This window comes from Streptomyces sp. NPDC002851 (genome assembly GCF_053591935.1).
The window spans coordinates 239,749-256,900 of the sequence record NZ_JBSFUT010000005.1 but is presented as its reverse complement, the minus strand read 5'-3'; the positions used below and the strand labels follow the sequence as shown (position 1 = coordinate 256,900).

Below are 17,152 nucleotides of genomic sequence, written 5' to 3'. Positions count from 1 at the left end.
CAGACAACACGCGCCGCAGCTTCTCAACTCCTGGTCGCGCCCCACGCGTCTGCGGGTCGGCCCGTTCGGGTCCCGTCTCGGGACCCGGACACCGAGCCTTACCCGGGTGGCCTCACTTCCACGGGTCGGTGAACGACCGGCCCGGCACCGGCTTGGCGATGAGCGCTACGGGGATGAAGAAGTTGACCTGACCGATCGCGAGCATCAGCGTGGCGAGCCCTTGGCCTCATAGTGCTCGGCTGCCTGCGCATACAGCTCGTTGGAGACCCTCTCGCCGTCCGCGGACGGCTGAAGCACGGCTTCCACCAGTGCCAGCGCGGCACGCTCGGCACCACTGAAGTACGGCGAGTCCCGCCAGGACGCCACCGACGTGATCCGCTCCTCCGACTGTCCGGCCTTGCGCAGGAAGCCCGAGTGCAGAACGGTCAGGTAGGTGCTGCCGACGATCTGACCAGCACGCAGCTGGACCAAACTGATCGTGGAACGCGGTACCGAACCGTTGCCGGTGACCCTGAACAGCGCCGCCGACACCTCCGCCAGCTCGGGGACGAGCTCCGCAGGGTCCTCGGACATCCGCGGAACCGTCGGGACCGCCGCCGTGATCGAAACGTGTTTCCACTGCCGTCTCCTTCAGACTTCATGTTGCTGTCACTGCCCTGACGGATCGCGACAGAGAAATGTGACAGACGGAAGGCAGTCGTTCTTTGGCAGGCAGAGGCCCGGGTCCAAGCAGTGTCAGCCAGTGGCGCTCTCGCCCACCGTGATCTCAACTCAGAACAGGCCCTAGGCGGCCAACAGGGCGCCGAGCCGGTCATGACCCACGTCGGCGGCCGGGCCGGGCAGTGAGGCGTAGATGACCGTCGGGCCCGAGGCGTCGCTGAACTCCTGGCGGGGCAGGACCCGTTCGAGGCCCCAGGTGACATCGCCCGCACCGCCCGTCGTCGGGTTGTCGCCGGGTCGGCGCCGACAACCGCGGTTTCGATGGCAGCAAGCTGATCAACGGGCGCAAACGGCACGTCGTCGTCGACACACTCGGCCTGCTGCTGGCGGTGACGGTCACCGCCGCGGACACCAGCGACCGCATTACAGCTCAGGGCCTGCCTGCCCAAGTTGCCGACGCGCACCACCTGTTGGAGCTCATCTGGGCCGATGGCGGCTACATCGGCGGCCTGATCAAGTATTGCTTCGCCGCCCTGGCACTGGTGCTGGCGATCGTCAAGCGCAGTGACGGCCAGAAGAGGGTCGTCGTGTTGCCGAAGTGCTGGGTCGTCGAGCGGTTCTTCGCGCACCTGATGCGCGCTCGGCGCTGGCGCGCGAATTCGAGCGCCGATGGAGAGCTCCTTTGCCACGGGCATCGGCCGCTCCCTGGTTCAGGAGGGCATCACCGTGGACCGGCAGACGATGGCCCTCGCCTTCATGCGACGCTACTCCGGCGTCTCAGGCTGGCACGGCCCGGGCCTCGACGCCCTGTGGGACCTCGCCCCGGCCCACGCCGGGTGCAACCAGGACAAGAAGGAGGCATTCCCGGGCGGCGCGGAGCTCCTGCGACTGGCCCTCCGGAGCGAAGCGATCATGGGCTCCCCGCACCCGCCGCGCGCCACCCGCCCGGGCCCGCCAGATGCCGCACGCCCGCACCCGGTAACCTCACGCCCCAACCATGAGCACCGTGTGGGGGGGGTCAGCCCCTGCATCCACGGAAGCTGCCGTGCGTGTTCACCTTCTCTGAGCAGATGGAGAGGGCGTACGCCCTGACGCATTGTCAGCGCGTACGCCCTCTCCGCTGAGAAACCGCGACCTAGCATGACGAGTTCGCTGAGCCCGTGCAAGCAGGCGTCGCTGGTGCCGCGGTCACCAGGTACCGGTCAGTCTTCCAACGACATACCGCCCTTCGAGGTCCTCGGGGCGGGCAGATCCTCACTGGAGACGAGCGGTGCCGCCCCTGCCAGAGGCTGTCCGGCTGACTCCTTGAGGAACAAGACGCTCACAAGCCCGATCACACCTGCCCCGATGAGGTAGTAGCCGGGCCAGTCGAGGTTGCCGGTCGTGGTGACCGCGACTCCGATGATCGTGGGTGCGGTGCCCGCGAACGCGGACACGATGACGTTGAAGATGATGGCGAGGCTGCCGTACCGGATCATGGTGGGGAAGAGTGCGGGCAGTGTTGAGGGGGTCACCGCTGCGAAGCAGAGCAGAGCGAAACCCATGATCAACAAGCCAAAGATCTGGCCGGTCAGCCCCGCTCGCAGCAGCCACACCGAGGGCAGGCCGAGGACGATGAGCGAGACGCTGCCGGTGATCAGGATGGGCTTTCTGCCGATCCTGTCGCTGAGCCTGCCGACGAACACAATGGCGCAGAGCATTGCCAGCGTGACGCCCGTCTGGAGGGTGGTCGCCAGTGCGACGCTGGTTGGGCTCTTGCCGTAGTGCGGCAGGGTGTCCGTCAGGTAAGTCGGCACGTAGTTCGTCAGCACGTAGTTGGTGACGTTCCAGGCCACGATGAGTCCACTCGCGATCAGCACCGCCGAGCGGTAATGGCGCACCAAGATCTGGAATACGCGGCGGAGGGCCATGGTGGCCATCGCTGGCGAACGCTCCATCAGCTGCCGGAACGCGGGAGTCTCCTCCAGGCGGATCCGGAAGTAGATCCCGATGATGCCCAGCGGGAGGCCGAGGATGAAGGGCAGCCGCCATCCCCAGGCCAGCAGGTCGCTCTCCGAAAGAGTGGCGACCAGGATCGCGCTGACGCCCGCGCCGAGGGTGTATCCGACGAGCGTGCCGAATTCCAGCCAGCTGCCGAAGAAGCCGCGCCGCCGGTCCGGGGCGTACTCGGCGACCAGGGTCAGTGCCCCGGCGTACTCGCCGCCGACGGAGAAGCCCTGCAGCATCCGGATGAACAGCACGAGCAAGGGGGCCGCGACACCGATCGTGCCGTAACTGGGCACGAGTCCGAGCAGCGCGGTCGCGATCGCCATCAGGAGGATCGTGGCGGCGAGGACCTTGGTGCGGCCGATGCGGTCACCCAGCGGCCCGAGGATGACTCCGCCGAGCGGGCGAACCACGAACGCGGCGGCGAAGGTGCCCAGGGTGAACACCGCCCCCCAATCCCCGGCGTGGGGGAAGAAGACCTGCTTCAGGGCAATGGCAGCGAGGTAGGAAAAGATGCCGAAGTCGTACCATACGGCGATGTTTCCCACGGTGGCAGCCGTAGTCGCATGACGGATTGTCTGCGCATCCTCGATGCCTACCTGGTTGACCGCGAACCGGGGCTCCTCGCCCGGCCCGCTCACGCTGTCACTCCAATCCGTCCGATGCACAACAGGGACATGCTGTGGCGTGAATTCATGATCATCCTTGACTGAGGACTGATATATCTGTGAAATGTAAGAGATGTATCAGTCGCGGTCAACCGCTTCCGCTCCGGCTACGGCTCGCAGGACGCCGCAGGCGACCGGGGATCTCCTCGGCGACCTGGATTAACACGCGCGACATCATGGAAGTTCGCGCGCCAGCCGGGCGCAGACCGACCCGACCTCTCTCCGGCGATGCCCAGCAACGCCGCGTTCGCGTCAGCGGGTCGGACGATCCCGAACCCGAGCCGCTACGTCCCCGCAGTCCGGTCTGTTCAACGAACCGGCACTCCTCCACGCATTGACGGAGGGCGCAGCGTGCCGGACACTACGTTGCAAGTAGCGCAGCTTGTTCTGTAATATGCAACAGACTTCGAGATGAGATCAGTGGGCGCGGTGTCCGATATCCCCGTCGGGGAGTCCGTCCGTGTGCTGGGCAGCATGGCAATCGCGATCTTCAACGTGGATGGCGTCTTCTACGCGATTGACGACACGTGCACTCACCAAGATGCTTCGCTTTCGGACGGCCGGGGCAAGGAGTGCGCGGTTGAATGCCCGTTGCATGCCGCCTGCTTCGATCTCCGCACCGGACGACCCAACGGGCCCCGCGCGGAAGCCGGTACGGACGCATGAGGTCGTCGTTGCCGACGGACAGGTCTACGTGCGCGAGTCTGTGGACGGGGCGGAAGCCGTCGAAACGGAAACAGACGCTTCGGGTCAGCACTGAGTGGTCGAACGGCACACGGATACTCGCCACGCTTGGCAAGCGCGTACCCGGTGGTGCGGCTGAGCGACAGCGTACAGCGCACGTTTCGGCGCCTCCTGAGCAGACGGAATAGCAGGATCACGCCGAGGGCCTGGAGGAGAAACTGGGTGGCTCTGTCGGTCCGTCGCCAAGGGCACTGCGCAGGTCATGCATCCCCTGCAGGATGTCGATGAGGGCTTCCTCAGCCCCGCCCAAGGCCCGTCGGGTTCCGCCCACATCACCGCGTTCGGCATGCAGTTGGGCGCTGAGCGCATACACCGCCGTCATCGCGGCGGCGAAGGCCGCCTCCCGGCCGGGAGGCGGTTGCTCCTCCTCGGATCCCACGATTTGCATCGCAGTGCGCTGCAAGCGGTTCGTCAGGACGTTGGCCGCAAGGCCAACGTCCTGACCCATCTGATTCGCCCAGCCAAGAAGCGTGTCGAGGACGTCCTCGATCTCCTCCTCCTCGGCCAGACGCGTCGCGGCGGTGATCTCCAGTTCCGTCTTGGCCAGCAGGTTTCCCAGCAGTCGCAGGCGGTCCCCTTCCTGCGGCCCCTCGGGACGCGCATCCGGATCGGCTACCGGTTCTGCCGCCAGGGCAACCAACGCTGCATAGATCTGCTCGACACTCGCCGTTTGCTCGCTTCTGATACTCACGCCCCCAGCTTCACCGCACGACACCGTGAACGCGCGGACCCACACCGCCCGAAGCCCCTACTGACGGCATCGCGTATCAAAATGTCGTGAATTGGCTGGGCTGAAGCCAGCAATGAGAGCTCCCGTGCAGCTCTGTCCAGGCGCTCGTGAGATCCACCCATACCCACGGTTCGTGGTGCCACGAGCGCACTTCGCCGATGACCAGTTCGATGGTTGTTCCCACCGGCGGAAGGTCCTGGGCAAGTCTGCTCACTCCTGGCTCGCTGCCGCGGCGAATGGTGTCCAGTGATGCGCCGACCGGCTCGTATCCGTTGAGCCTCACTGTGATGCCCCATGGCTGATGGCTAGTGATGGTTCGCTTGGACGGTTTCGCCTGCGCGAAGTTCGCTGAGGGGGCGATTCGACTCGTCTGACATAAACAACATCATCTCCCCTGGTCACTAGGAGTTGTCGTCAAACGTCACGCCCACATCAACAGGGACGCGAGGGTGACGGCTGCCTGGTAGGACTCTGCGGCCTTGATGCCCCTATGGATGTCAAGGGGCCAAGGCCTGGTCGTGGGGCATGGCATGGGCTCGGATGATGATCGTGTAGAGCTCTCGGGCGACGTAGCTGAACTGCCCTGAGCTGGTTGATGGCTTGGGTGCGAGCTTTGACCGCGGAGACCTTGGCCATCTTGAAGAGCCGGAGGGCTTCAGCCGGGCCGTCCGCGAGCTTCGCCGTCGCGGTGGCCCTGCCGGACCGCACGGCATGCGCTGCCGCCTCAGCGTCAACGGCGTCGGTCTTGCCACGACGCCGACGTATGGCCTTGTCTGGCTGGTTCACCTCGACCACGACCAGCCCGTGGCCGTGCAGAAAGCGGCTCAACGCGGCTGCGTATGAACCAGTGCATCCACTCCCGCCCGGTTGACCACGCCTTCTGAGCGGGCCCGGTCCAACAACTGCCGGTAGCCGTCAGCCGTGGTGGGAAAGCTGCGGGTCCCGATCAGCTTGCCGGTCGTGGAGACCACGGCCGCCACGTGCGCGTCCTAGTGGGTATCAACGCCGAGTACGACCTCGCGATGGCGGTGATGATGCAAACGGGTCGGCTGGACCATGCTGGCACTGGTCATCGGTCTCCTGCCATCGAACCGGAGGGCTGGTGGCCGTCGCCGGGCTGGCAGGGTGGTCAGGACTGTGAGGCTGCGCCATCTTGAAGTGGCTGGTCAGCGCGGTGGCGTGGCCTCGTTTAGGGGTGCTCGTACTGGTCGTGGGCGACAGTCTGGGGTGTAGATCGTCTGGCAGGGCGGGTTTGCCGATGAGTTCTCCGTCTTCGAACGGTCTATCCAGCGACACGACCGTTCGCGACAGGAGTGCCATGTCCACCATCCAGCCAGTGATCCTGACGGCCGACCATGACGTCCTGCTCGGCTTCTATACGAAATTGTTCGGCGCCGAGGAGGTCTTCCGGGTGCCGGGAGAAGGCCCGGCCTTCTACCTCGGCTTGCGCATCGGCGACACCGACCTCGGGCTGGTGGCCAAGGCGGACCCGGGAACCGGGGCGGCGCCACGGATCCTGCTGAGCATCGGTGTCGACGACGTCGACGAGACACTCGGCCGGGTGACGGCGCTGGGCGGCTCGGTCCGCGGCGGCCCCACCGACATGCCGTGGGGACAGCGCGTCGCCCATATCCAGGACCCCGACGGCAATCCGGTGAACCTCACCCAACCGATCCCAGCTCACTGACGCTGCGCCCTCGTGAAGCGGCCGGCCGGGGCCCGGTGTGACGTTGGTTTGGGGTGCTCTGGCCGGCCGCGGACGGCAGTCTGTGTGGAGATCAACTGTCGCTGGTGGCCTGTAGGTTCGTCAGGACGAGCAGGGCGCGCAGCAGGTGGGTGGCGCGGGCGGGGTCGGTGCGGAGCTTGGTGAGGAACCGCCAGTTCTTCAGATGGGCGAAGCCGTGTTCAACGGGGCGCGTCCGGCGGCCAGCACCCGGTTGGCGTCCTTCTCGGCGCGGGTGAGCTTGCGGGCGCGGGTGGCCTTGAAGCCGGTGACCACCACGGGGCTGTCCGGGTCGTCGTCCAGGCCGAGGAAGCCGAGGTCGGCCAGCGCGCCGAGTCCGACGGCGCGCAGGTGGGCCAGGAGGTGGTCGCGGCGGGCGGCGGTGATGTCGTGGGTGCGGCCGGGCCGGGTCGCGGAGATCCAGATCAGGCGGCCCTTGTCGTCGGTGAGGGCGAGCACGTGCAGGCCGTGGCGGTGGTGTTTGCCGGAGTAGTTCTTGCGGTTCGCCTTCCCGGTGCGGCGCTGGGTGGGGATCACCCCAGACTGCCGCCCACGACCAGCGTCAGCACCCCGGAGCAACGTCACACCAGGCCCCTGACCAGCCACTTCAAGATGGCGCAGCTTCTGTGAAGGTGCCTGTCGCGAAGGCCCCTATCGGGACACACCCGCCGGCCTGGCGACAGCGAGTGCCGCCCCGGACAGCGGTCGACAGATCAAGACGCTGGACAGGACAGTCAGTCGTAGCGCGGGTCAAACCACCACCGAGACGGCACCGCCATCCCCACAGTCATAGTAGAGCGTGCCGTCGTTGCTGGCCGGGCGGCCGCCCTTGGAGCCCTTCTTCTTGCGATTGGCCGCTTGGTCGGTCTTCTCCGGAATCACCGCCCGGATCTTGCGTCGGCGCAAGTAGGCGCAGTGGGCGCGGGAAGAGTACGCCTTGTCTGCGGCGAGTGCGTCCGGCCGGGTCCTGGGCCGGACGACCCGGCCGCGTACTTTGATCTTCTCGACGACGGGGATGAATCGGGGGCTGTCGGCGGCCTGTCCGGGGGTGAGGACGAAGGACAGGGGCCGACAACGCGGGTCCGCCGCGAGGTGGACCTTGCTGGTCAGACCGCCCCGAGAGCGCCCCAGTTCGGCGGCGCACAGCCGCGCTTTGCAACGCCTGCGCAGCGCCCGGCGCTGCTGTCGCAGGGCGTCCTCCTCGCCATGCTGCCCGTCGCCTACGGGTTCGCTTTGTTGCTTTCCTGCAGCCCCTTTTCCGCCACGGCAGCCTTCTCCAGGTCCTTCAGCAACTGCGGATCGACCGTCATCCCGGCTGCGTGGTGATGTGCCCGCGCGATCGTGGAGTCCACGCTGACCAGGCTCAGATCGGCCGCGTCGCGCGCCGCTGCTTCAGCGATCATCGCCTCCATCAGTTCCTGGAAGACCCCGGCGGACGCCCACATGCGGAACCGGTCGTAGACCGTCCACCAGGATCCGTACTCCTGCGGCACGTCACGCCACGGGCTTCCGGCGCGGAACCGCCACATCACCGCGTTGAAGTAGGCGCGCAGGTCGGTATCGGGCCACGCTCACCCAGCGGCAAGTGCGGCTCGATCAACCCCCATTCGGGATCGGTCAGATCATCACGAGTCACGAGACCGGTCTACCGCAGCCAACACCCTGCCAGGACCGAACAACCCGATCTCCGTGATCTCAACTCAGAACAGGCCCTGGTGCCGTGAACGGACAGGTTCACCGAGTTGCCGGTCGCACCAGCGGGTCTTACCGCTTCGGCTCTGTTCCGAGAAAATCCATGAGGGTTCCGGTGAGGACCTCACGTAGGTCTTCGGGGTCCGCATGGTCGGGATCCATGGCCCATTGCTGGCAGATGCCGTCCAGCATGCCGAACACGACCAGGGCCGGTTGACGGCGGGGCAGGGTGCATGCGAACCGCTGAGCTGCCGCCTGGAGTAGTTCGTCGAGTGCGTCACGCAGGGCGCAGTAGTAGCCGCCGAGCAGTGCGGCGGCTTCGGGGTCGCGGATCGCCTGCAACCGCGCCTCCAGGGACAGTACGACCGCCTCCGGAAGGTCGCGCATGCGTGCCAGCCAGAGCTCGACGAGCCCGTCGACAAGCTCTGGCAGGGACTCGGCGCCCTCAGCCAATGCACGCAGTGGCTCGAGCCCGGCGGCGCGATGGGCCATCAGGGCCTGGAAGAGGGCGCGCTTACTTGCGAAGTGGTGGTAGACCGCTCCCTTGGAGGCGCCCGCCTCGGCCGCGACGTCATCAATAGTCGCCCGGCTGTAGCCGCGGCGGGCGAACACCCTGGCTGCGGCTTCCAGTAGGAGCTGGCGGGTCTGCGAGGCCTGACGTTGACGCAGTGTCACGTGACTTGGCACCTCTCTGCACGAGCCTTGCCGTATGCAGGTCATCTTACCGACTTGCCAGTCGGTGAAATACCCGCCAGTCTTCGATTCCGGCCAGACAGCCGCACGAAGGGAGATGGTCGACGTGGACACGTCCAGGGCCAATGCCGCCTCCAACCCGGAGCACGTTCCTCCGGATCTCCTGACCGGGCAGGTGCCGCCGGGCGCCGCCCGCTATCTCACCCATGCCATCCGGCCGGGAACACCACTGGCCCGGCAGGCGGTGATCACCTTCTCGGGCCAGGTACGCCTCAGGCCCGGCGGCCCGTGGATGCCGTTCCGCGCCACCGAGACGATCCGCGCCGGGGTCTCCTACCAGGTGACCGCGCACGCCCGCCGGGGACCTGTCCGGGCAACCATCGAGGACACCTATGCAGGCGGGCAGGCGAGCTCCTGTGTGCGCGCGTTCGGGATCATCCCCGTTCGGACACAGCGCGGCCCCGACCTGGCACGCTCCGCCCGCTCCCGACTTGTCGTCGAATCAACCTGGCTGCCGTCGGCCTTCCACCCGTCTCTCGGCGGCACATGGTCCGACCATCCGGAGGGGAGCCACCTGACGATGCCTGTTGACGGACAGGAGATTCACGCCGATTTCCGCCTCGGGCCACACGGCGAACTGGCCGAGCTGCGCCTGTGCCGGTGGAGCAATCTCACCGACACCGGAGCGTACGACTGGGTCGCCTTCCGTGCCCGCGCCGAGGCGGAGAACTCGTTCGACGGCTACACCATCCCCTCCGAGATCCGGGCCAGCTGGCGGGCCGGTAGCGAGCAGGAGTTCGACTTCTTCCACGCCATCGTCGAGAACGCACGCTTCAGTTCATGACCGGCAGTTGATAGGCACCACCATGGAGGGCAATCCGCCTGGCGCGAGCCGGACCGGCGGGTCAAGGACAACCCGTCTGCCCTCCCGACTCCATGCGAGCTGGCGCGACCCGGTCCTGTGATCGGGTTACTGGGCGGGGTGGTCAAGCTGACTGGACTCGGGCAGCAGAGTCCCGCTACGGACGTCGATCGCCCCGTCCGCCGTGGCGACACAGCACTGCCGTCACTTCTCGTGAATATTCCCCGACAAGTGGATGGTCAACTGCTGCTGAAACTCATCGACAAACGCTGTCGCTGAAAGTGCACGAAGCCAGCTGCACAGTAACGGGAGTTCACCCATGTCCGGCGCGACCGTCCCACGGTCACGACCGCCCACGGCGACCTCGACGCCCTGCACGACCGGCTCGGCGACGCCGACGCCCGGGCGCGTCAGCCGCACGTCGTCGCCGACTTCAGCGACCGCGACAGACCTTCCTCGCCAACCAGGCTGTTGCTCCGGGGCGTGGCCCGGGTCTCCCCGGGGTGTCTAGAAGGCGACGGGCGCCTTCCCCTTCATAGCGGCGGTGAGCTCAGTCCCCGGGGTGTCGGAGGCGGATGCGGGCGCGGCGACGGCGACAGCGGGTGTGGCGGCCACTGCTTCGGGTGCGGGCACGGCGAAGGGGGTGGTGATTGCGGCGGCGATGGCGAGGACGGCGGTGGCGCGCAGGGTCCACTTCAGCACGGTGAGGCTCCGATCTTGGCGTGTGATGGCATACGCCTTGATCATCGCCACCTACGCGGTGTCCGGGCATCGTCCGAAGGTCGCGAACCTATCCGCCGCACGGGGGAGGCGCCCGCCGCGGGGTGCCTCCTCTCGCCCTACCCCTTGATCTGGCCCTGCGCCGCCGCCTCTGCACCGGCGAGAGCGTCCAACAGGCCGGCCGAGCCCTCCAGTTGCTTCCCTCAGGGAAGGCCCCGATCCCCGCCGCTACGAGTACCGCGCAGGTCTGCCCGGAGGCTCGCATTCTCCTGGACCTGCTTGTGTTCCGGAACGTGGCGGCCTTCATGCCTCTGGGACTGCGCGCGTATGCCCCGAGCTGGGCGTCTTGCCCTACCACCTGAGCCGATCCTTCAGCCGCGAACTGGGGGTGTCAGTGACCCGCTATCGGCACCGCGTCCGCATCGGCCGCGCCCTCGACCGCTTGGAGGAGGGCGAGAGCAGCCTCGGCACCCTCGCCGCAGACCTCGGCTTCGCCGACCAGGCGCACATGACCAGGACCCTGCGCCAGTACCTGGGTCGTACACCGACGGCACTGCGACGCCTGCTCGCCCCTCGGACACCTTGACGATCTCCGTTGCTCGGCAACGTCCTCGCCTGGGGAATTACGTGCCGCACAAGCCGTCGAACGTGGAGAGGTACTTGGCCGTCGGCAACCCGACCCATCGCAGTCGACCATCGGGGGGAGCTCCGCGACCGCTCCCCAAGATCTGTGCCAGAGCCTGCTTCTTAACGGCGGCGGTGCCCGGCTGGGGGTCGCAGAGGCGGGGGTAGTCGGTTACCAGGTGCCTTCTTTGAACGTCGTCAGTAGGCAAGGATCGACCAGAAAACGCCCACTTCATCTTCGTTGACCACGATCAGGCCCAAGTCCTCGAAGAGGTCGAGGCCGTTGAGGTACTCGGTGGTGAGGACGCAATGGGATTCAATGCCCTGGAGGCCCGCTGCGAGGAAGTCCGGGGCCCGGTCAGAGGCGGCGGCCGTCGCGTTGGTCCAGTAGCGCGCGGTGGGCCCGTACCGTTTGAGCAGGGTTCGGGCATCCGCCAGCACGGCCTCCCGGTCCGGGCGGGAGCGGACGGGGGCGGATTCCGAGCGCCATTGCTCGGTCATGATGGCGAGCGCGGCGACTGCCGCCTCCGCTTCCAGGGGGTACAGCCGGCCGGGCAACTCCGATGCGTCCGGAGGGTCGAAGGGGTACGCAGGGACTATGTCGCGGGCGTCGTTGGTGCGGTCCCAGTCCAGTCGGACCCAGCCCCGCGGGTCGGGGACCGACCGGTGCAGCACGGCGCGGACGTCGTGTGCCCAGTCCTCGCACCGCCGAGGGCCGGTAGCCGCGAAGGTGTACGTGTCGTCGAGCAGCCGCAGCGCCGCAGCGTTCCAGGGACAGCGACGGGAGCGGAACTCTGCCAGCAATCCGCCGACTTGACGGGCAAAGGTGTGCTTCGGCTCGCAGGGGATGTGCCGGAGCTGGTCGAGGGCCCAGTGGAGCAGCTCGCCATCTTCTTCTGCCGCGATGCGGAACGGCTCCTGCGCGAGCGGGAGGTCCGTTCCATCCCATAGCGCCTCCAGGTGCGCATCGAGCAGGTCCAGGGCGGTCCGGTCGGCGGGCAGGGGCATCTCGTCACTCTAGGTCGTCTCTTTCGGCCCATGCCAGCCTGGGGTGATGAGCGAGACGCTCCCTGCGGCGGACGATGCGAAGGAGCCGTGACATCGTGCGGCGGCGGCTTCAACCGGCCCCTCGCGAGCGCCGTGTATGCGGCGCTGTCCCCAGCTTCCCGCCCCTCCCGGGATCTCCGTTGTTGATCTTTGGCCGGTTTGGCCAAGTTTCACGGGTCAACAAGTTCACGGGTCAAGGGGGTGTTGGAGCGTGGTCTTGTCCGGCTTCGATGCTCTCGGGTCCCGGGGAGACCGGATGGTCCACGCCCGTCAAAGCCAGGCCGCCCGGCCTTCCCCGGATGCCACAACGAGGCGCTGTGGTGGACGCTGCGCCGGCCGTGGCGACCCTTGAACTACCGCGGCCAAGGCGATGTTCGACCGGGCCAATGATCTGCTGGAGTCCAACTGGACCCTTCATGACCTGCGGACACGGCCGCCCACCGGCTCGCCCGGGACCCGAAGATGCCGCTCACCGACGTGCAGTGGGGCCTCGCTCACGCACATCTGTCGACGGCGACGAGAGCCGTTCCTTGTCCGTGGCCCGCTTCGCCGTGCTGATCAGCCGGGTGGCCAGACGCCTCACGGCCCGCATCGCTCACCGAATAGTCCTGCTGAAATCCGGCGCCGTACCGCTCCAACAGCACCCCGCCGACCGGACGTCAGAGGTCGTGTCTCCGCCCAGATATCCACGCCGTCGGTGCGGGCGCACGGTTGTAGGCCGTTGTCGTGTGCCGGTAGTGCGGGAGGAGCAGCCTTCCGTCGGGTGGTGAGCTCGGTGCACGGTGCGGTGACGGCGTCTCCAAGGCCGGTGAATGGCTTGCTCATGTGCAGGCGGCGGGAGGGCGCGAGTTCGGGATACTTCCGCGTGGCCTTGAACGTCTTGCCCAGTTTCCGTACAGCGACCCCGACGTGCGCTGCCGTTGTCGCAACGCCTCACGCGGGCCAGAGTTGGAGGAGCCAATCCTCCATACCGGCCGAGGAGGGAGTCATCCGGCGAGCGGCGCGCAGCGCGTATGTGCCCGGGCTCCCGAGGTCCAGCACGTCGCCCGCCGGGTAGCCGTCCCATTCATTGAGCTGTACGCGGCCCTCGGTGTGCAGTGCGAACCGGACGGTTTCCTGTGTGTCCCACTCTCCCCCCGGCGGGGGCGGCTCGGCGCTCCACACCTGCGTCCGTACGAGCGGGCGGTGGTCGGTCGTACCGCAGCGGAAGACCGCGCCGCCCGGGCCCGCGAGGACCGTCCAGCGCTTGCGCGCGCTGACGGCCGCGCTCGCGGCCTGCGGGTCGGCGCCGTCCTCCAGGCCGCGCAGGAAGAAGGTGAAGTACGAGATCCGGGGTTCGGCGGTGCGCTCCGCGCGCAGTTCGGCCGACACGACGCCCGCTCACCTCCTTCCGCGCGACAGGCGACCGGTCAGCTACCGATCCGTACGCAGAACGGGTCGGAATCGAGGATACGGTCCTCCTTGTAGAACTCGGCGATCTTCTCCCCGCCCTTGCGGTTGTCCTCGCTCGGGATGGGCTTGGCCGCGAAGTTCACGTGCGGCGGGTTGGCCCCGGCGCTCTGGTAGGTGGAGGCGAACGGGTACTCGTCACACTGCAGGCCGCGCCCGCCGTACCCCGGCCAGTAGCGTTCGCACACGGCCCGCACCCGGTTGCGGCTGCGGTCCTGCTGGTCGCGGTCGTAGTAGTTGCGGGTCAGCGGCTGGCCGCTGTCGGGCGCTCCGGGGACGTCCTTGTACGAGGCGGCCGGCTCGGTGCGTTCCGGCCGGTACTGGGCGTCGCGGATGTTGCGTGCCGTATGGCGGACCTGCGGGTCGCGGATGCTGATGTTGCTCATGACGGGGATGACCACATCGAAGACGCACGCGCTGCTGCGCCCCGGTATGTAGCTCGCTGAGTCGCAGCGGTGGCCGCCTCGGCCTGTGGTGATGGGCTTGGTGCGTGCGCCCTGGATGCCGGTGAAGACCTGCTTGATGTTGTAGTACGCCTTCCGGTCGGCGCCGTCGCCGTCGTGGGCGGAGCGGAACCAGTGGTACGAGGCATTGTCGCGCTGCCAGCCTTGCAGCGTGTCGGTGCGGCCGTTGCCGAACTCCGCCTCGCACGCCGGGTCGTTGTCGCCCAGTGCGTCGCAGTCGATGCTGTGCCGCAGGCGGAGGCCGGAGATATCGCCCTGGATCCTGATCTCGTCGAGGAGGGTGCCGTAGTAGACGCGGCGCCGGTTGTCGTAGCCCTCGCCGATGGTGGTCGCCCGGAAGCTGAAGGAGCCGACCGGGTAGCAGAAGAACCAGTTGCATCGCTGCTTGTACAGCGTCTGCCGGGTGCCCTGGCAGTAGAAGAAGTGGTCGATGGTCCAGCCGTACTCGCGGTAGGTGTTGCTGTTCTCCATGCAGACGTTGATGTCGGGGTCCCGCCGCTTGAGGCCGGGCCGCTCATCCGCGTCCTGCTTGCCGTCGAGTTCGTACTGCCTGGCGCGGGCTCCCAGCGTCCGGCCGTTCTCCCGCAGCTCGTGGAGCTTGCGCGCAGCCTCCTGCCGTTGCTTGACGTCCGCCGGGCTCTCCTTCGGAGCGGCCTTGTTGCTACGACGGTCCTCAAGGTCGTACGAGGGCGCCGCGGCTGCCTCGCCCGGCTTGGGCTCGGGGTCGTTGCTGACGAAGGTGAAGTCGGTGGTGGTTTCCCCCTTGTGCTGGGCGCTCGGGGTGCTCCCAGCACCGCCGTCGTCCGCGGCAGTCGCCTCGGTGGCCCCGGCCGGCAGCGCGAGTAAGACGCACAGGCCGGCTGCGGCGGCCGCGGTCAACAGCCTGCGTGATCCTCGGTGGTTCACGAGATGGTGTCCCCCTCGGTAGCGGTACACGACGTCGCCACGAGAGTTGTCACTCCCCCCACCGGCAACGCCAGGTCCATGACGCTGGACACGCTACGGGCACGCGCGCCCTATCTCGCCCCTAAAAGAGGGTGATTGGCTTGTTCACCCCAATCACTGACCGATGTCCATGGGCCCAGCTCGAACTCTCCGAACCCAGCAACGCGCCAGCCAGCGCAGCCCGCGTCTCCGGACGGACTCCGCACCGTTCGGGCGGCACGGACATCGGCACGGACGCTCAAAGCCGAAGGCTCGCTGCGCTCCTGGTCGTGCTGCTCCGGCAGATCTCGCCGCACGAGGCGTACCTCCTCGCCATGCACGCCGAGTTCCCTCAACTCCCGGAAACCGTAAGCGACTGAGGCAGGTCGATCCCGAACCCGCCAACTCGGTCCGGCGGCCCGTACGCCGCAGCAGCCAGGGTTGCCCTCTGCGCAGCCATCGTCAACCGCCTCACCTTCAACGGCACCATCATCGAGACCGGCACCGCCTCCTACCGCCTCGCCACTACCTCCCCGAGCCCGAGCCGAACAACAGCCGATCAGCTGAACCCCCTCCTGGAAACGGCCTGGACCGCGATTCCGTGAGTGCCTGCGGCTTAGGCCCGGGACCAGATGAATCCTCGGGGTCAGAGCTCAGCAGGTCATCGTCTTGACTTACCGGGGTGGTCGAGGCGTTCCGTGGAACCGGATGTTGGTGCACATACGACGCGACATCCGGTCCGCGGGCCGGCTGCCGAAATAGTCACGAAGAGCCTCGCGGCCTGCTATGCGGCGATCGCCGGCAGGCCATTCCCAGATCCCGTCCGGCGTGAACAGGTCCGCCACCGAGCTCGGATCCCCGAGGTCGAGCCGACGGACGAACTCGACGATCAGTCGCTCACATGCCCGCTCGGAGATCAGACGTTCCATCGGGTCAAGAGTCTCGGCTTCCCTGATCAACTCTTATCAGACCCACGCATGGAAGCGTGGGCTTCCCCGAACGTTACTCAGCAGCCACTCCGTGCCGTCTCGACCATGTCTTCCACTCCTCATGCAACGACGCCTTCACGGAACTGCGGACAGAGTCGAGTTCAAGGAGCCCCATCACAGCGGGGTTGGGCGGCGGCATGGCCCAGCCGTTTCTACTGCTGACCGACATTACCGGGCCTCTCGAGCCAGAACCGCTGCCAGCACTCGCCGACATTCGTTCTCACATCTCACCTACGCAGCCATACAGCTCGTACGCGCACCCCGTGAGGGCCGGGGTGTGTGCGGTGGCTCGTCGAGGGTGCGGTTGTTCGCCGAAGGTCCGGTTGCGGGAGACCGGTGACGTGCAGGTGGCGGTGAGGTCGCCGACTCCGGCCAGGCCGGAGAAGGTGAGCGGGTCCAGTTCACCTTGGCTGGGCGATCCATGTGCTGGTCAGGGCCTGCACGGCCGAGCCGTCGCCATCTGTGAGCTTCACGGCGGTGAACGCGCGCGCGGCATCCGAGGTCTGCACCCGGAAGGCGGGCTGCTCGGCCTCCAGCAGCTCGACGATCGGTGCCGCCGCGCCCTGCGGCGTCTGCGCGGCGGCGAAGGCATCGCGGGTGCGGGCCAGGTAGGCCGCCAGCGGGGGTGCATACGGGCCAGCCTCCTCCACCACGGTGTCGCGGTCGCCCACGTTGCTGACGAACTCGCTGGCCACCGCGCCCGGCTCGACCACACTGACGGCCACGCCGACCGTCGCCGCGACCGGGGCGAGCGACTCCATGAAGCCCTCGACCGCGAACTTGGCCGCGCAGTACGCCTCGTTGAAACGGCTGGCCGACCACGCCACCGACGCTGGTCACGGTCACCACGCGGCCGTTGCTCGCACGCAGCATGGGCAGGGCCGCCTTGGTGACGTGCAGGACGCCGAAGAAGTTGACTTCCATGACGGCGCGCACGTCCTCGACACTCTCCTGCTCCAGCGTGCCAAGGTGGCCGGCGCCGGCGTTGTTGACCAGCGCGTCCAGACGGTCAAGGCCAGAGGAGCGGGCCGACGCGCTCCTGCGACAGGACCACCTTCACACCGAGCCGACTGCAGGGTCCGCAACTTCACTGGCATTGGCTCATACAGAAACACCGGAATCCGCGGCCCGTTGGCAGTAACGGTGTTGGGGGATGGCCAGCGATCGGCGGTTCCTC

At 67.4% G+C, this 17,152-nt stretch carries 14 protein-coding genes and 8 pseudogenes; 5 read left to right on the top strand and 17 right to left on the bottom strand.

The window, feature by feature from the left end; genetic code table 11:
- Positions 1 to 112 precede the first annotated feature (112 nt).
- A pseudogene (locus tag ACWD10_RS08195) lies at positions 113 to 573 on the bottom strand (carboxymuconolactone decarboxylase family protein).
- Positions 574 to 825: 252 nt separating this feature from the next.
- Positions 826 to 954 (bottom strand): annotated as a pseudogene (locus tag ACWD10_RS08190) (MlrC C-terminal domain-containing protein); the annotation flags it as partial.
- Between the two features lie 17 nt (positions 955 to 971).
- On the opposite strand from ACWD10_RS08190, the pseudogene ACWD10_RS08185 reads away from it, so the two are divergent.
- A pseudogene (locus ACWD10_RS08185) lies at positions 972 to 1,661 on the top strand (transposase); the annotation flags it as partial.
- Between the two features lie 201 nt (positions 1,662 to 1,862).
- Here ACWD10_RS08185 and ACWD10_RS08180 read toward each other — a convergent pair.
- Positions 1,863 to 3,287: an MFS transporter gene (locus tag ACWD10_RS08180; RefSeq protein ID WP_451088236.1), complete on the bottom strand. Its 1,425-nt coding sequence runs from the start codon at positions 3,285 to 3,287 to the stop codon at positions 1,863 to 1,865.
- Positions 3,288 to 3,725: 438 nt separating this feature from the next.
- Between ACWD10_RS08180 and ACWD10_RS08175 the strand changes: the two are divergent.
- Positions 3,726 to 4,074: pseudogene (locus tag ACWD10_RS08175) on the top strand (bifunctional 3-phenylpropionate/cinnamic acid dioxygenase ferredoxin subunit).
- A 117-nt stretch (positions 4,075 to 4,191) separates the two neighbouring features.
- Here the strand turns inward: ACWD10_RS08175 and ACWD10_RS08170 are convergent.
- The gene (locus tag ACWD10_RS08170) at positions 4,192 to 4,749 is read right to left on the bottom strand and encodes a hypothetical protein (protein WP_451088234.1); all 558 of its coding nucleotides are present in this window, start codon (positions 4,747 to 4,749) and stop codon (positions 4,192 to 4,194) included.
- A gap of 585 nt (positions 4,750 to 5,334) precedes the next feature.
- Positions 5,335 to 5,861 (bottom strand): annotated as a pseudogene (locus ACWD10_RS08165) (IS110 family transposase); the annotation flags it as partial.
- A 245-nt stretch (positions 5,862 to 6,106) separates the two neighbouring features.
- On the opposite strand from ACWD10_RS08165, the gene ACWD10_RS08160 reads away from it, so the two are divergent.
- A complete protein-coding gene (locus ACWD10_RS08160; protein ID WP_451088232.1) occupies positions 6,107 to 6,475 on the top strand; it encodes a VOC family protein in 369 nt (122 codons plus the stop codon).
- Positions 6,476 to 6,673: 198 nt separating this feature from the next.
- Here the strand turns inward: ACWD10_RS08160 and ACWD10_RS08155 are convergent, their stop codons facing one another.
- The 4 genes from ACWD10_RS08155 to ACWD10_RS08140 all read right to left on the bottom strand — a co-directional run bounded on the left by ACWD10_RS08155 (position 6,674) and on the right by ACWD10_RS08140 (position 8,878).
- Positions 6,674 to 7,048, bottom strand: coding sequence for a transposase family protein (locus tag ACWD10_RS08155; protein WP_451088230.1), 375 nt, complete (start codon positions 7,046 to 7,048; stop codon positions 6,674 to 6,676).
- Between the two features lie 213 nt (positions 7,049 to 7,261).
- Positions 7,262 to 7,642: a transposase gene (locus tag ACWD10_RS08150; protein WP_451088359.1), complete on the bottom strand. Its 381-nt coding sequence runs from the start codon at positions 7,640 to 7,642 to the stop codon at positions 7,262 to 7,264.
- 89 nt (positions 7,643 to 7,731) lie between these two features.
- On the bottom strand, positions 7,732 to 8,064 hold the full coding sequence (locus ACWD10_RS08145; RefSeq protein WP_451088357.1) for a transposase: 333 nt from the start codon (positions 8,062 to 8,064) through the stop codon (positions 7,732 to 7,734).
- Positions 8,065 to 8,275: 211 nt separating this feature from the next.
- A complete protein-coding gene (locus ACWD10_RS08140) occupies positions 8,276 to 8,878 on the bottom strand; it encodes a TetR/AcrR family transcriptional regulator (RefSeq protein WP_451088228.1) in 603 nt (200 codons plus the stop codon).
- A gap of 124 nt (positions 8,879 to 9,002) precedes the next feature.
- On the opposite strand from ACWD10_RS08140, the gene ACWD10_RS08135 reads away from it, so the two are divergent.
- Positions 9,003 to 9,740, top strand: a complete 738-nt coding sequence (locus ACWD10_RS08135; protein WP_451088226.1) for a DUF6544 family protein — start codon at positions 9,003 to 9,005, stop codon at positions 9,738 to 9,740.
- A 222-nt stretch (positions 9,741 to 9,962) separates the two neighbouring features.
- Here the strand turns inward: ACWD10_RS08135 and ACWD10_RS08130 are convergent, their stop codons facing one another.
- Complete coding sequence (locus tag ACWD10_RS08130; protein WP_451088224.1) at positions 9,963 to 10,178, bottom strand: hypothetical protein; 216 nt, start codon at positions 10,176 to 10,178, stop codon at positions 9,963 to 9,965.
- A gap of 87 nt (positions 10,179 to 10,265) precedes the next feature.
- Positions 10,266 to 10,460 carry a hypothetical protein gene (locus ACWD10_RS08125; protein WP_451088222.1) on the bottom strand — a complete coding sequence of 65 codons (195 nt, stop codon included), beginning with the start codon at positions 10,458 to 10,460 and terminating at the stop codon, positions 10,266 to 10,268.
- A gap of 364 nt (positions 10,461 to 10,824) precedes the next feature.
- Between ACWD10_RS08125 and ACWD10_RS08120 the strand changes: the two genes are divergently transcribed.
- Positions 10,825 to 11,064, top strand: coding sequence for a helix-turn-helix transcriptional regulator (locus ACWD10_RS08120; protein ID WP_451088220.1), 240 nt, complete (start codon positions 10,825 to 10,827; stop codon positions 11,062 to 11,064).
- 236 nt (positions 11,065 to 11,300) lie between these two features.
- Here the strand turns inward: ACWD10_RS08120 and ACWD10_RS08115 are convergent, their stop codons facing one another.
- The 6 genes and pseudogenes from ACWD10_RS08115 to ACWD10_RS08090 all read right to left on the bottom strand — a co-directional run.
- Positions 11,301 to 12,110 (bottom strand): hypothetical protein, encoded by an 810-nt coding sequence (locus ACWD10_RS08115; RefSeq protein WP_451088218.1) that lies wholly within the window; start codon positions 12,108 to 12,110, stop codon positions 11,301 to 11,303.
- A 972-nt stretch (positions 12,111 to 13,082) separates the two neighbouring features.
- Positions 13,083 to 13,520 carry a hypothetical protein gene (locus tag ACWD10_RS08110; protein ID WP_451088216.1) on the bottom strand — a complete coding sequence of 146 codons (438 nt, stop codon included), beginning with the start codon at positions 13,518 to 13,520 and terminating at the stop codon, positions 13,083 to 13,085.
- Positions 13,521 to 13,558: 38 nt separating this feature from the next.
- Positions 13,559 to 14,941 carry a NucA/NucB deoxyribonuclease domain-containing protein gene (locus ACWD10_RS08105; protein WP_451088214.1) on the bottom strand — a complete coding sequence of 461 codons (1,383 nt, stop codon included), beginning with the start codon at positions 14,939 to 14,941 and terminating at the stop codon, positions 13,559 to 13,561.
- Between the two features lie 752 nt (positions 14,942 to 15,693).
- Positions 15,694 to 15,915, bottom strand: a pseudogene (locus ACWD10_RS08100) (nuclear transport factor 2 family protein); the annotation flags it as partial.
- Between the two features lie 370 nt (positions 15,916 to 16,285).
- Positions 16,286 to 16,372, bottom strand: a pseudogene (locus ACWD10_RS08095) (NAD(P)H-dependent glycerol-3-phosphate dehydrogenase); the annotation flags it as partial.
- A 4-nt stretch (positions 16,373 to 16,376) separates the two neighbouring features.
- A pseudogene (locus tag ACWD10_RS08090) lies at positions 16,377 to 16,983 on the bottom strand (SDR family NAD(P)-dependent oxidoreductase); the annotation flags it as partial.
- Between the last annotated feature and the right edge of the window lie 169 nt (positions 16,984 to 17,152).

What these genes read in the sequence shown, in the direction of transcription:
- ACWD10_RS08160 (WP_451088232.1), top strand. Translation starts at nt 6,107, where the DNA reads ATGTCCACCATCCAGCCAGTGATCCTGACGGCCGACCATGACGTCCTG.
- ACWD10_RS08115 (WP_451088218.1), bottom strand. Translation starts at nt 12,110, where the DNA reads ATGCCCCTGCCCGCCGACCGGACCGCCCTGGACCTGCTCGATGCGCAC.